At 65.0% G+C, this 12,181-nt stretch carries 15 protein-coding genes; 7 read left to right on the top strand and 8 right to left on the bottom strand.

Translation table 11 applies throughout. The features are described from left to right. The 4 genes from JCM9942_RS04835 to fghA all read left to right on the top strand — a co-directional run. A partial coding sequence (locus JCM9942_RS04835) for a metal-sensing transcriptional repressor (protein WP_157722779.1) occupies positions 1-176 on the top strand: 176 nt, incomplete at its 5' end. A 51-nt stretch (positions 177-227) separates the two neighbouring features. Beyond that, complete coding sequence (locus JCM9942_RS04840; RefSeq protein ID WP_054658050.1) at positions 228-1,337, top strand: S-(hydroxymethyl)glutathione dehydrogenase/class III alcohol dehydrogenase; 1,110 nt, start codon at positions 228-230, stop codon at positions 1,335-1,337. Between the two features lie 10 nt (positions 1,338-1,347). After that, positions 1,348-1,677, top strand: a complete 330-nt coding sequence (locus JCM9942_RS04845) for a DUF3658 domain-containing protein (RefSeq protein ID WP_158499969.1) — start codon at positions 1,348-1,350, stop codon at positions 1,675-1,677. A gap of 1 nt (position 1,678) precedes the next feature. Next, positions 1,679-2,518, top strand: coding sequence for an S-formylglutathione hydrolase (gene fghA / locus JCM9942_RS04850; RefSeq protein ID WP_054658054.1), 840 nt, complete (start codon positions 1,679-1,681; stop codon positions 2,516-2,518). Between the two features lie 58 nt (positions 2,519-2,576). On the opposite strand, the gene JCM9942_RS04855 is transcribed toward fghA, so the two are convergent. The 3 genes from JCM9942_RS04855 to JCM9942_RS04865 form a co-directional block, all read right to left on the bottom strand. Beyond that, a complete protein-coding gene (locus tag JCM9942_RS04855; protein WP_054658056.1) occupies positions 2,577-3,251 on the bottom strand; it encodes a Dph6-related ATP pyrophosphatase in 675 nt (224 codons plus the stop codon). Positions 3,252-3,254: 3 nt separating this feature from the next. Further along, the gene (locus JCM9942_RS04860) at positions 3,255-3,593 is read right to left on the bottom strand and encodes a hypothetical protein (RefSeq protein WP_054658058.1); all 339 of its coding nucleotides are present in this window, start codon (positions 3,591-3,593) and stop codon (positions 3,255-3,257) included. Between the two features lie 85 nt (positions 3,594-3,678). Beyond that, positions 3,679-4,623, bottom strand: a complete 945-nt coding sequence (locus tag JCM9942_RS04865; protein WP_054658060.1) for a DegV family protein — start codon at positions 4,621-4,623, stop codon at positions 3,679-3,681. Positions 4,624-5,107: 484 nt separating this feature from the next. On the opposite strand from JCM9942_RS04865, the gene JCM9942_RS04870 reads away from it, so the two are divergent. Further along, positions 5,108-5,923: a helix-turn-helix transcriptional regulator gene (locus tag JCM9942_RS04870; protein WP_083468414.1), complete on the top strand. Its 816-nt coding sequence runs from the start codon at positions 5,108-5,110 to the stop codon at positions 5,921-5,923. Here the strand turns inward: JCM9942_RS04870 and JCM9942_RS04875 are convergent. The 4 genes from JCM9942_RS04875 to JCM9942_RS04890 are packed head-to-tail and all read right to left on the bottom strand — an operon-like array spanning position 5,869 to position 9,961. After that, positions 5,869-6,234 carry an EAL domain-containing protein gene (locus JCM9942_RS04875; protein ID WP_054658064.1) on the bottom strand — a complete coding sequence of 122 codons (366 nt, stop codon included), beginning with the start codon at positions 6,232-6,234 and terminating at the stop codon, positions 5,869-5,871. The two genes, JCM9942_RS04870 and JCM9942_RS04875, sit on opposite strands and share 55 nt — an antisense overlap. Next, on the bottom strand, positions 6,231-8,087 hold the full coding sequence (locus tag JCM9942_RS04880) for a putative bifunctional diguanylate cyclase/phosphodiesterase (RefSeq protein ID WP_054658066.1): 1,857 nt from the start codon (positions 8,085-8,087) through the stop codon (positions 6,231-6,233). The genes JCM9942_RS04875 and JCM9942_RS04880 overlap by 4 nt, the downstream gene beginning before the upstream one ends. Positions 8,088-8,105: 18 nt before the next feature. Next, complete coding sequence (locus JCM9942_RS04885; protein WP_054658068.1) at positions 8,106-8,345, bottom strand: hypothetical protein; 240 nt, start codon at positions 8,343-8,345, stop codon at positions 8,106-8,108. 11 nt (positions 8,346-8,356) lie between these two features. Further along, a complete protein-coding gene (locus JCM9942_RS04890) occupies positions 8,357-9,961 on the bottom strand; it encodes a methyl-accepting chemotaxis protein (RefSeq protein ID WP_054658070.1) in 1,605 nt (534 codons plus the stop codon). Between the two features lie 260 nt (positions 9,962-10,221). Here JCM9942_RS04890 and JCM9942_RS04895 point away from each other — a divergent pair, with 260 nt between their 5' ends. Continuing rightward, on the top strand, positions 10,222-10,764 hold the full coding sequence (locus tag JCM9942_RS04895) for a DUF924 family protein (RefSeq protein WP_425478309.1): 543 nt from the start codon (positions 10,222-10,224) through the stop codon (positions 10,762-10,764). A gap of 79 nt (positions 10,765-10,843) precedes the next feature. On the opposite strand, the gene grxD is transcribed toward JCM9942_RS04895, so the two are convergent. Beyond that, positions 10,844-11,770: a Grx4 family monothiol glutaredoxin gene (gene grxD, locus JCM9942_RS04900; RefSeq protein ID WP_054658072.1), complete on the bottom strand. Its 927-nt coding sequence runs from the start codon at positions 11,768-11,770 to the stop codon at positions 10,844-10,846. Between the two features lie 60 nt (positions 11,771-11,830). Here grxD and JCM9942_RS04905 point away from each other — a divergent pair. After that, positions 11,831-12,181 (top strand): polysaccharide deacetylase family protein (locus JCM9942_RS04905; RefSeq protein WP_157722783.1); only part of this gene is annotated, 351 nt, incomplete at its 3' end.

Below are 12,181 nucleotides of genomic sequence, written 5' to 3' on the forward strand. Positions count from 1 at the left end.
ACTGCGGCCCGGTGCTGCAGCAGATCGCCGCCATCCGCGGCGCGGTCAACGGACTGATGAGCCAGGTCATGGAAGCCCACCTGCGTGAGGAATTCGGCCAGCCGGCGCGGTCCGAAGCCCAGCGCGCCGCGCGCGTGACCGAGATGTCCAGCCTGATCCGTTCCTATCTCAAGTAATCCCGGGCGGCGCACAGCGTCGCCTTCCGTCATTCCCGCAGGAGAAAAACCATGAAATCCCGTGCCGCCGTCGCCTTTGCCGCCGGTGAACCGCTGCAGATCGTCGAGATCGATGTTGCCCCGCCCAAGGCCGGCGAGGTGCTGGTCAGGATCACCCACACCGGCGTGTGCCATACCGATGCCTTCACCCTGAGCGGTGAGGACCCGGAAGGCCTGTTCCCGGTGGTGCTGGGCCATGAGGGTGCCGGCATCGTGGTCGAGGTGGGCGAGGGCGTGACCAGCGTGAAGCCGGGCGACCACGTGATTCCGCTGTACACCGCCGAATGCGGCAAGTGCGAGTTCTGCACCAGCGGCAAGACCAACCTGTGCGTGGCCGTGCGCGCCACCCAGGGCAAGGGCGTGATGCCCGATGGCACCACCCGCTTCAGCTACAACGGTGAGCCGATCTACCACTACATGGGCTGCTCGACCTTCTCCGAGTACACCGTGGTGGCCGAGGTCTCGCTGGCCAAGGTCAACCCGGAAGCCAACCCGGAGCACGTCTGCCTGCTCGGCTGCGGCGTGACCACCGGCATCGGCGCGGTGCACAACACCGCCAAGGTGGCCGAGGGTGATTCGGTGGCCGTGTTCGGCCTGGGCGGCATCGGTCTGGCGGTGATCCAGGGCGCGCGCCAGGCCAAGGCCGGGCGCATCATCGCCATCGACACCAACCCGTCCAAGTTCGAACTGGCCAAGCAGTTCGGTGCCACCGACTGTGTCAACCCGAAGGACTTCGACAAGCCGATCCAGCAGGTCATCGTCGAAATGACCGGTTGGGGCGTGGATCACAGCTTCGAGTGCATCGGCAACGTCGATGTCATGCGCGCGGCGCTGGAATGCGCGCACCGCGGCTGGGGCCAGAGCGTGATCATCGGCGTGGCCGGCGCGGGCAAGGAAATCTCCACCCGGCCGTTCCAGCTGGTCACCGGCCGCAAGTGGCTGGGCACCGCCTTTGGTGGCGTCAAGGGCCGCAGCCAGCTGCCGGGCATGGTCGAGGATGCGATGAAGGGCCATATCGAACTGGCGCCGTTCGTCACCCACACCATGGAACTGGACAGGATCAACGAAGCCTTCGAGCTGATGCATGAAGGCAAGTCGATCCGTTCGGTGATCCACTACTGAGATGAGTGCGATGTTCAATAAAGATGGACTGGCCGCGGCACTGGCTGGCGTGGACGACAGCGCGGAAGCGCGTGAGGCGATCGAGCGACTGCAGGCATCCGATCTGGCGAAGATTGATGCGTTGATCCTGTCGTCGCTGGACCGGAGCTGGAAGAAGGCCGGCTTCGTTACCACCGGCGTATTGATTGCCGCACCCGACGAATACGAGGATATTCCGGAGGCGCTCTACGCGTTGCGTATCCGCGCGCTGGCCAACGATTCGCGCATCGAGGTCAAGGGCGACCTGGAGGTGTTGAAGACTTGCCAGATCCGCCTGTCGTCCGCATCGGGAGGTGGCTGAGATGCTGGCCGAACGCCTCGAACACCGTGCCAGTTTCGGCGGCTGGCAGGAGGTCTACCGCCATCCTTCCCGGGTGCTGGGCTGCGACATGACGCTTGGGGTCTATCTGCCGCCGCAGGCGCAGGCTGGCGCTCGCTTGCCGGTGCTGTACTGGCTCTCGGGCCTGACCTGCAGCGAACAGAACTTCATCACCAAGGCCGGCGCGCAGCGCTATGCGGCCGAGCATGGAATCATTCTGGTGGCGCCGGATACCAGCCCGCGGGGCCCGGCGGTGGCCGATGCCGACGGCTACGACCTGGGCCAGGGCGCCGGCTTCTATGTCAATGCCACCACCGAGCCGTGGGCCCGCCATTACCGGATGTACGACTACATCGTCGATGAACTGCCGGCGCTGGTGGAGGCGAATTTCCCGGCCAGCGATGTCCGCGCGATCAGTGGCCATTCGATGGGCGGCCATGGCGCGTTGACCATCGCGCTGAGGAACCCCGGCCGCTACCGCAGCGTGTCGGCGTTCTCGCCGATCGTGGCGCCCTCGCAGGTGCCGTGGGGACAGAAGGCGTTTGCGGCCTACCTCGGCGACGACAGGGCGGCGTGGGCGCGTCACGACGCCACCGCGCTGGTTGCCGGGGCGAGCGAGCGTCTGCCGCTGCTGGTCGACCAGGGTGATGCCGACGAGTTCCTCGCCAGCCAGCTCAGGCCCGAGCTGCTGCAGGCCGCCTGCGGGGCGGCTGGCCATCCGCTGCAGTTGCGCCTGCAGCCCGGTTACGACCACAGCTACTACTTCATCAGCAGCTTCATCGGCGAGCACATCGCCCATCACGCCAGGGCGATGCACGGTTGAACTGGCTGTCCCACTGGCGCAGGTCGTTCCTGCGCCAGTGGGACAGTGGCCGGTGCGGTCAAGCCGTCAGGAAATCCGTATAGGCGTAGCGTGCGTCACGGAGCACGGTATCGCCCTGGCGCAATCGCAGTGGCGCACGGAACATCGGGCCGGCGCTGACGCAGGTGTGGAACTCGCCGTTCTCGCCGCAGGCATCAACGCCGGCGGGCAATGCGTCAAGGAAAGCCATGTCAAAGGCATGTCCGGCGAACGTTGCATCCAACACCTGGCTATCCACGCAGCACAGCTGCGCGCGCAATCCTTCCTGCACCATCTGCCGGGCCAGCGCAGCGGTGTCGCGGCCAAACAGGGGAAACAGTGTGCGCCAGCCGAGTTCGGCGTACTGCTGCACGCGCCAGTCGCGGATGTCTGCCAGCAACAGATCGCCGAAGGCGATGGTTTCCAGCGCAGGCCAGCGCTGGCGAGCGCCGGTCAATGCCTCGGACATGCGTGCCAGGTACACCGTGTTGTCGCAAACCGGTGGAATCCAGGCCTGTACCAGTGGCAGTCCCGCGGCATCGGCTTGGGCCTGGAGCACGTCGGCACGTACGCCTTGCATCGAAGAGCGGTTGTAGCTTTCGGTGAGCGTTGTAAGCAGCGCAACGACGGTGAAGTCCTCGCGCTGGCGCAGTTCATGCAGTGCCCAGGCGGCATCCTTGCCACCGCTCCAGGACAGCAGGATCGGCGTGGCCACCGCTCAGCGCACGTCGCGCAGTTCCCAGTGGCTGCCCGCCAGCAGCCGCAGACGCTGCTTGAACAGCTCGCCGGGCAGGCGGGTGGTGGCCTGGAGGTTGATGCGCAGATCGGCCTGCTGGCCGGTCACCGTGGCATCCGGGTCGGTGGCGCCCAACGCCGGGTCGACATCCTCCGGATCCTCCTGGGTGGCCTTCCAGCGCTGGAACAGCTCGGGCGTGCGCAGCGCGGCCTGCAGCTGCGCGGCGAACTCCTCGGCGCCATTGGCGCTGAAGGACAGGCGCGGATCGTTGCCACGGGCTTTGGCCGGATCGGGCAGGGAGATGGAGTACTGCACGGACATACGGATTCTCCTGAGGGTTGACCCAACGTAACGTGCAACGCGTTGCGACCGCGTCACGCCAGTGATGGCCGGGGGCGATCGGTGGTCAGGCGGTGAAGCTGTGGTGCTCGTCGGCAAAACCGACGGTCACCGCGCCCTTGCCGACATTGACCATGCCGGTCAGGCTCATCACGCTTTCCAGCAGTTCCACCTTGTTCGCGCTGCAGGTATCACGCAGCGCGGCGTAGCCGGGCAAGGTCCGCAGTTCGGAAAGCTCGCCGCCGTAGCTCACGCATACGGTGGGCGTCAGCAGTCCGTTGCGCACCCGCTGCCCGGTGAAATCGAACAGCTTCTGCACCGCGTTGTCGAAGCCCTTGATCTTGGCCACCGGCGCGGTATCGCCACGATAGCCGTGCAGTACCGGCTTGATATCCAGCGCGCTGCCCAGTGCGGCGCTGAGCAGGCCGACGCTGCGGTCGCCCTTGTGGCGGGCGCGGGCACGCAGGTAGTACAGATCCCGGGTGACCATGTAGCCATGCACGTTGCCCGCCAGCTGTTCCAGGCGCTCGCGCATCTGCTGCACGCTGGCACCGCTTTCACGCAGGCGCACCGCCTCCACCGCGGTAACCGCCTGCGCGGCGAACAGGTTCTGGGTGTCGAGCACGCGCAGGGCGAACGGCGAGTTGTGGCCGGCAGCCTGGCGCACGGGCTTGTAGTCGTTGAGGATCGCGAAGCTGGCCTGCATCGCGTTGTCGTGGATCGGGCTGCGGGTCTTGGTGATGGTCATGCAGAACACATGGTCGTAGTCGATCACCAGCGTGCCCAGGAACAGATCGCGGATCTGGTTGACGCTGAAGGCAATGGTTTCCGCTTCGGCACCGCCCTCGGCCACATGCGCATGCAGGAAACCCAGCGTGGCCTCCTCGTCGCGGTGGTCGGCCAGCACCGCTTCGCCGATCCGTACCGTGATGGGCAGCAGCACGATGCCGTGCTGGCGGATGAACTCCGGCGGCAGGTCGCAGGCCGAATCGACAACAATCCCTATGCGCATTGAAGCCCCCCGTCCCGATGTGATCTGAATGTGCGAACCGTATCGCAAAACCAACGCCGGCGTACGGTTTCGCGCCAGGTATTCCGTCCTTGAGCGGCGGCTGCCCGATGGTCCAGTGTGGAGTCCGGTGGACCGTATCCGGTTCCTTCCGCGCAGGCCTGCCGAGGGGGCCTGACCAACGGGCACAGGCACCGGCGATGGCGGCGCTCCCTGCACCTCGATGAAGGTGCCCGCCCGCCATTGCCTCACACCTGGCAAGTCCACTCGCTGGTGCGTGCCGGCTCCGGATCTGCGCAAACCTCTGGTCACGGCCGGGACCGGCCGGCAGGCTTCCAACCGCTCCGGCGTGCAGGTAGTGAAGCGACTCTGCCGCCACCAGATTTTTCCCCCACGCAACAGCGGTATCAGCCATACCGCTACGCAGGGTGGTATTTATGAATGCGCGATAGAATGCGGCACATAGGGAAATTTGGCGAAGTGCAGTATGTGTTCCAGCAACGCGCTTTCTACAGGTCAGGCCGCCGGACAGGCCGCAGATACTCCAGGCGAAAAAGCAGTGACCGCCCACGGAGCCGGAGCGGTGGATTCACGCATGATTGTGATTGCGGTGAACCGTCCACTGATCCAGCACGGACTTGTGCGTCTGCTGGAGAAGCTGGAGACCCCGGGACACATAAGCATCAGCCGCAGTGTCGCCCAGACAAGCCAGCTGCTGCAGCGAAGCAACGTCGAGGTGCTGTTGACGGATCCCGAGCATGCTTCGCAACTGCATCGTGCCGATCGTCATGCACTTGCGTCGGTGCGCACGCTTGTCATCACCTCGCGCGACCATGCCGGTGAGGACGCTTTTCCCCGGCAGGGCCGTCTGTGCGGCATGCTCACGGAAAAGGGCTGCGAGTGCAGTGCCCGTCTCCTGCTGTTGACGCTGCTTGAATGCCGGTTCAGTGGTGCGGAAGATTCCCGGTGCGGTGGGTGTGTGCTGCAGGAAACCCTGAAAAAAGCCGATTTGCCGCTGTCGCCGCGTGAGTTCGAGATATTCCTGCGCATTGGCGAAGGCATGGGGCCGACACAGATCGCCAGCGAGTCCGGCCTGTCGGTGAAAACCGTCGAAAGCTATCGCGAGAAAATAAAACAGAAACTGCAGCTGCAAGGCCGTGACGCCCTGCTGGCGGCATCGATGCGGTGGCGCTCCGGTTACTTCATCCAGATCGCACCCGGCGACGATGCCGATTCACCCGCAACGCATCATGTGTTCAGCCATTGCTCGGCGAACTGCTCCGCCGGCAGCGGTACTCCGTAGAAATATCCCTGCGCATGGCTGCACCCGAGCCGCTTCAGCGCATCCACCTGCAGCGCGCTTTCCACGCCTTCGGCGACCATGCGCAACCCCAGGCTCTGTGCCATCGCGATGGTGGCCACCACGATGGCGTAGTCGTGCGGTTGCTCCAGCATCCCCAGCACGAAGGAGCGATCGAGCTTGATCTTGTCCAGCGGGAAACCCCGCAGATGCGCCAGCGACGAGTAGCCCATGCCGAAGTCGTCTAGGGACAGTGAGAAACCGGCATCTTTGAGCTTCTGGAGGATGGACAGCGACGACTCGGGGTCGATCATGATCCGCTCTCGGTCAGTTCCAGGTCTATTTTTCCGGGCAGTACCCCCGCTTGGCGGACCAGCTCCAGCAGCTGTTCGGCGAACTGTGGATCATCGAGCTGGCGTGGGGAGATATTGATTGCCAGCTGGCCGGGGAGGGCACGCCCGGCCGACTCCCAGTGGTGCAGTTGCCGGCAGGCCTGGGCAGCAACCCACTGGCCGACGGCGCCGATCAGGCCGCGATGTTCGGCCAATGGGATGAACTCGTCGGGACTGACTTGGCCCAGCACCGGATCGTGCCAGCGCAGCAGCGCTTCGGCACCGACCAGGGTGCCATCTGCGACCGTTACCTGGGGCTGGTAGTACAGCTCCAGGGCACCTTCATCCAGGGCATGTTGCAGACGACTGGCCAGCTGCGCGCGCCGCAACAGGCGTTCACTCATCTCCGGCCGGTAGATCTCGATGCCGCTGCGCGAAGATTTTGCCGCATACATGGCGATATCGGCATTGCGCAGCAGCAGGCCGCTTTTGAGGCCGTCCTCCGGGCAGCTGGCGATACCGATGCTGGCGCGGATACCCATCATCGACTGGCCGATCCACAGGGGTCTGCCGATCGCAGTTGAGAACCGCAAGGCAGCGGTTGTTGCGCCGTCCTTGGCGCCGGTCGGGGTGAGCACGACAAACTCGTCCCCACCGAGCCGGGCCACCATTTCCTGTGGTTTCAGGTTCTCCTTCAGACGGCGTGCGACCTCGATCAGCACTTCATCGCCGACGCTGTGTCCCTGGGTGTCGTTGATCTCCTTGAAGTCATCCAGATCGATGAACAGCAGCGAGAACGGTTTGCGGGTCTTCCCGGCATCTATCAGGTGACGTTCGAGGTTGCCCAGGAAGTTGGCCCGGTTGGGCAACTGGGTCAGGTCGTCGAACAGGGCCAGCTGTTCGATCCGCGAAAGCTGCGAGACCTGCAGCGAGATGTCCTGCACGGTACCGACCACGCGGACCGGCTTGCCGTTCTCCAGCAGGGCCCGGCCGCGCTCGCGTAGCATGCGCAAGGGATGCCCGGGATGTTCTACCCGATAGCGGACGTCATAGGTGACGCCGCTGGCCAGGGTCGAGGCGAAGGCGGCATCGACTTCGGCACGGTCGGCCGGATTGACCCAGTAGCGCAGGCGTTCGTACCCGTTCTTCTCCTGGGTCTGTTCCAGATGCAGCATCTCCTGCGCGCGCGGGCATCCGTTCAACGGGCCTTCCGGCAGGAACAGCTCCCAGCGTGCAAGCTGCGCCAGATCATGTGCCTCGGACAACAGGGCTTCGCTCTCGCGCAACGACGATGTGGATTTGGATAGCGCATGGCGATCGGTGAAGACATAGGCGTTCATCGCGATGCCCATGTCCAGAAACAGCCGCTTGATCACCGACTGCATGGCCGCTGCGTAAAAGCGCGGATCCTCGGTCAGGATCGGCTCCAGCGAGTGGGTGATCTCGCTGAGCAGCTGGCTGCAGGAGCCCAGATACCAGTGCGGTTCCAGCCCGATATGGTGGTGGACCATGCCGATACGCAAGCGGTTGTCGACGTAGGCTGCATCCACCGGTGCGCAGAACAGCTCGCGCAGGTAGTGCTGCTGCATCCCGCGCAGGCGGTCGAGCTGGCGCCCGTCCTGGATGTAGGAGCCGGTTTCAGCAAACGCGCCCACATGGGCGTAGAAGCGGTCGATGTTGTGCTGGGAGCAGCTCTGGATGTAATCCCAGGCCTGGTTGAGGTTGCGTTGATCTTCGGCGTTGTATTTCAGATAGGCCAGACGCAGGTCGATTTCAGCTTGCGGAATCTCTGGCGTTCCACCGGAAAACGGTGAGCTGGGTTTTGGAAAATCCATCTTCAAACCTGTTGGAAACTAGAGCGTAGCAAGTGGGGTGTCGCGGATGGCTGTCGACGGCGGCAGGGCCTGCAGATGGAAGCGGCCGGTCTGGGTATGCAGCTCCCGTGCGGCCTCGTGCAGGGCCTCGGCGGCGGCGGCGTTCTGCTCGGCCATGGCGCTGTTCTGCTGGGTAAAACGATCGATCGTATCGATGGCAACATCGACTTCGCGCAGGCTCTGGCGCTGCTGCCCGGCATCCGCGGAGAGGATGCCCAAGTCATGGTCTATCAGCCCGCGGCCTCGGTGATGTCCCGCAGTTTCGCTGCCGCGTCGGCAACCAGCGACTGGCCGTGCAGGACGCCCTGCGTCGATGCCGTCACGATCCGGTTGATCTGTTGTGCGCTCTCGGCGCTGTGCTGCGCCAATGCCCGTACCTCACTGGCGACCACGGCAAAGCCCTTGCCATGGACGCCCGCGCGGGCCGCTTCCACGGCGGCGTTGAGTGCCAACAGATTGGTCTGGAAGGCGATCGCGTCGATCTGTTTGACGAAGTTGGCGATCTGGGTGTTATCCCGGGCCATCGTGTCGATGGCATGGGCCACCGCGGTGACCATGTCCTGTCCGGACTGCGATTCCGCGTTGATCCTGGCGGCCTGCGCAGTGATCGCATCCAGTGCGCGGTTGGTCTGTTGCAGATGCACGCCCAGATGTTTGACCGCACTTGCCGACTCCTCCAGCGAAGCCGCCTGGGCTTCGGTGCGACTGCTGAGCTCGCTGCTGCTGGCGGCGATCTCGCTTGCCGTCTGCAGCACCGCCGCCGATGACACCTGGATGGACCGGATCATCTGCGCCAGATTGCCCGCCGCGGTGTTCAGGGCCACGTGCAGTTGCTGGAAGACACCCTCGGCGTGCTCATCCAGCCGGCTGCCCAGCTCGCCGCGGGCCAGAGCAGTGGCCACGCCAACGGCACTCGTCATCGGGGCATGCACCGCCTGCATCATCGTATTGAGCAGCTCGGCCAGTGCCTGCATGCTGCCTTCATAGTGCGCGGGCTGGAGCCGGCCATCCAGGTCGCCATGGCCGACGCGGCGCACCAGCTCGTGTACCGCGTGGATGTCGTCCCAGATGGCGAAAGCCCCCAGATAGCGGCCGTTGCCATCACGGATCGGCATGGCATCCAGTTCCATGCGCATGGGCCCGATCTGCAGTGACGCCGATATCTTTGTCCGCGTGTTGCGCAGCGCCTCGCGCTGGTGCTGCGGATGCCGGTGGAAGATATCGATACTGCGACCGACCAGCTGCTCCGGATCGAAGTCGGGGAAACGATTGCGCATGGCTTCCAGGTTGCGCTGGAACATGCGCTTGAGTGCATCGTTGACGTACACGATGGTGCTGTCGGCATCGGCCAGCATCAATTTGGCGGTCATGTTGTCCAGTGCGGTGCGCAGGCGCAGTTCGCTATCGGCGGCCTGTGCCCAACGGGTCTTGTCGGTCCATTCCACCGCGTAGATGCTGGTAGTCCCGTCGGCGCCGGCGATCGGGGTGATGGCCAGGCCGAACCGTGCGCTGCCGACACGGATGTCGGTCAGGTGGCGCCCTGTGAGCTGTCGCAGCTGGAGGTGGCGCGCCGCCGGATCATGATGGAAGCGGTCGATCGAACTGCCCACCAGCGTCGCCGCGTCAAAATCGGGAAATTGCTGGCGCAGTTCTGTTTCCAGGCTGGCCAGCATGTTCCGCAATGCCGGGTTGACCGCCAGGATGAAGCCATCGGCATTGGCGACCATCAGGCAGGTGCTGGCGCCATCGACAATGCTTGCCCACAGCGCGGGCGACAACGATTGGATACCGGCGGCGCGCCTGCGCGGCCAGAATGCTCGGATCAGCGCTTTCAAAGGACCCCCTCCCTTTATCCGGCGAGGCTATGAAAGGCCGACGCGCTCCGCCAGCGGGGTTTCCCCCTCCCCCTGCCCGGGGCTGCCGCAGGCGGATGACGCGGGTGGCCGTGCTGGCGACGGGCAGCGCACAAAGCCGTATGCACGGCGCTGCGCGCGGCTTAAGCTAGCGGCGCAATGCGATAGGTCTGCACGTCACCTTCAGGGGCCGCGTATGTGGGTGGGTATCGCCATATGGATAGCAGCTGATCGGGGAGACAGTGGTGGAAACGGCACGTTCGGTGGTGGAATTCTGGCGGGCGGCAGGGCCGCAACGCTGGTTCGCGCGTGACGATGCGTTCGATGCGGCATTCCGCGAGCGCTTCCTGGACACGCACTACACCGCTGCCCGGCGTGGCTGTGAGGACTGGCTGCACGACGCCGAAGGTGCCCTGGCGCTGCAGATCCTGCTGGACCAGTTTCCGCGCAACTGCTTCCGCGGCACCGCCCATTGCTATGCCACGGATGGACTGGCACGGCACTACGCCATGCGCAGCATCGAGGAAGGGCTGGACCGTGAGCTGACACCGCAGCTGCGGGCCTTCATCTACCTGCCGTTCGAACACTCCGAAGATCCGGTCGACCAGGACCGCTCGGTGGCGATGTTCGAAGTGCTGGGCGATCTGGAATACCTGCGCTTTGCCGAACTGCACCGCGACATCATCCGCCGCTTCGGCCGCTTCCCGCACCGCAACGCGGTGCTGGGGCGGATTCCGACCCCGGAGGAGCTGCACTTCCTGGCCGAAGGCGGGTTCGCCGGCTGAGTCCGCAGCCGGCACGGTTTACCCAAAAAAAACGCCGGCAATGCCGGCGTTTTCTGGTTCTGCTGTGGCCAGTAGCCGATCAGTACTTCGGTACGCTGTTGTCCACGTGCTCCGACCAGGCATCGATGCCGCCGGTGATGTTGAACACGTTGCTGAAACCCTTGGCGCGGAACTGTTCGGCGGCCTGCGCGCTGCGGCCACCACGGTGGCATAGGAACGCCAGCGCGGTGTCCTTGGGCAGGGCTTCGAGCCTGGCGCGGTTGTCGCCGTCAAAGGTTTCGAAGGGCGCGTTGATCGCAGCGATGGCGCGCTCGTCGGCCGGGCGCACATCCACCACAGTGATGCTGCCGGCGCGCAGCTGGTCATCGGCGCTGCGGACGTCCAGCTCCTGCACCGCCTTGGGGGCGTTGGGGTTGTTGATCGCCAGACCCTGGCCGCGGATGTCGTCCACCCAGTCGATGGTGATGCCTTCGGCGCGGCGGGCGCTGGAGACATCGAACTGCACGCGCAGGCCATTGGATTCGGCGGCAATCGCGTTGGGATCGTGCGGGGCCAGCTGGAAGTTCGGCTGGAAGTTGGCATCGATGCTCAGCTGCAGCGCGGCACCGGGGGAGTCGGCCAGCGCGCCCTTGAGCATTTCCACCGCCGCCGGGGTGACGGTGATGGTCGGCGGGGTGCGGTCCGGGGCGGCCACACCCAGCAGGCTGCTCAGCTCGCCGCTGTTGGCCATCTGCAGGATGATGTCGCTGCCGCCGATCAGCTCGCCGTCCACGTACAGCTGCGGAATGGTCGGCCAGTCGCCATAGAGCTTGATGCCTTCGCGGATGTCCTGGTCGGCCAGCACGTTGACATGACCGAATTCCACGCCCAGATCCTGCAGCGCGCCGACGGCCTTGGCCGAAAAGCCGCATTGCGGCATGGACGGCTGGCCCTTCATGAACAGGACGACGCGGTCGGCGGCGAGGATGGATTCAATGCGCGAACGCAGGGCAGGGTCCAGGGACATCGGGAACTCGCAGAAGTGGTGAGGACTGCGGCTGATTCTACGCTGCATGGCATCATGGGCATGACTGCCCCGGAAACCCTGTATCGCATTCCTGTGCGCCCCTGGCGCTGGGTGAAGTGGCTGCTGGCCTCGCAGCTGGGTGTGGCGCTGGTGTGGTGGCAGCTGGGCTGGGCCTGGGGACTTCCGCTGCTGCTGGCCAGCCACGGGCTGTTTATCGTGCCGGTGTTCCTGCCCAACAGCCGCTTCTACGCGCCGGTGCTCAGCCGCGTGCCCGGCGCGGAGGTGTGGCTGACCATCGATGACGGCCCCTCCGATGAGACCCCGGCGCTGCTGGATCTGCTTGATCGCCATGCGGCCAAGGCCACGTTCTTCATGGTGGGCGAGCGGGCAGCGGCGCGGCCGGAGCTGGTG

The organism is Stenotrophomonas pictorum JCM 9942 (assembly GCF_001310775.1).
In the GTDB taxonomy this organism is placed as follows: domain Bacteria; phylum Pseudomonadota; class Gammaproteobacteria; order Xanthomonadales; family Xanthomonadaceae; genus Stenotrophomonas; species Stenotrophomonas pictorum.

What these genes read in the sequence shown, in the direction of transcription:
- JCM9942_RS04840 (WP_054658050.1), top strand. Translation starts at nt 228, where the DNA reads ATGAAATCCCGTGCCGCCGTCGCCTTTGCCGCCGGTGAACCGCTGCAG.
- JCM9942_RS04845 (WP_158499969.1), top strand. Translation starts at nt 1,348, where the DNA reads ATGTTCAATAAAGATGGACTGGCCGCGGCACTGGCTGGCGTGGACGAC.
- fghA (WP_054658054.1), top strand. Translation starts at nt 1,679, where the DNA reads ATGCTGGCCGAACGCCTCGAACACCGTGCCAGTTTCGGCGGCTGGCAG.
- JCM9942_RS04860 (WP_054658058.1), bottom strand. Translation starts at nt 3,593, where the DNA reads ATGTCCGTGCAGTACTCCATCTCCCTGCCCGATCCGGCCAAAGCCCGT.
- JCM9942_RS04865 (WP_054658060.1), bottom strand. Translation starts at nt 4,623, where the DNA reads ATGCGCATAGGGATTGTTGTCGATTCGGCCTGCGACCTGCCGCCGGAG.
- JCM9942_RS04870 (WP_083468414.1), top strand. Translation starts at nt 5,108, where the DNA reads ATGTGTTCCAGCAACGCGCTTTCTACAGGTCAGGCCGCCGGACAGGCC.
- JCM9942_RS04875 (WP_054658064.1), bottom strand. Translation starts at nt 6,234, where the DNA reads ATGATCGACCCCGAGTCGTCGCTGTCCATCCTCCAGAAGCTCAAAGAT.
- JCM9942_RS04880 (WP_054658066.1), bottom strand. Translation starts at nt 8,087, where the DNA reads ATGGATTTTCCAAAACCCAGCTCACCGTTTTCCGGTGGAACGCCAGAG.
- grxD (WP_054658072.1), bottom strand. Translation starts at nt 11,770, where the DNA reads ATGTCCCTGGACCCTGCCCTGCGTTCGCGCATTGAATCCATCCTCGCC.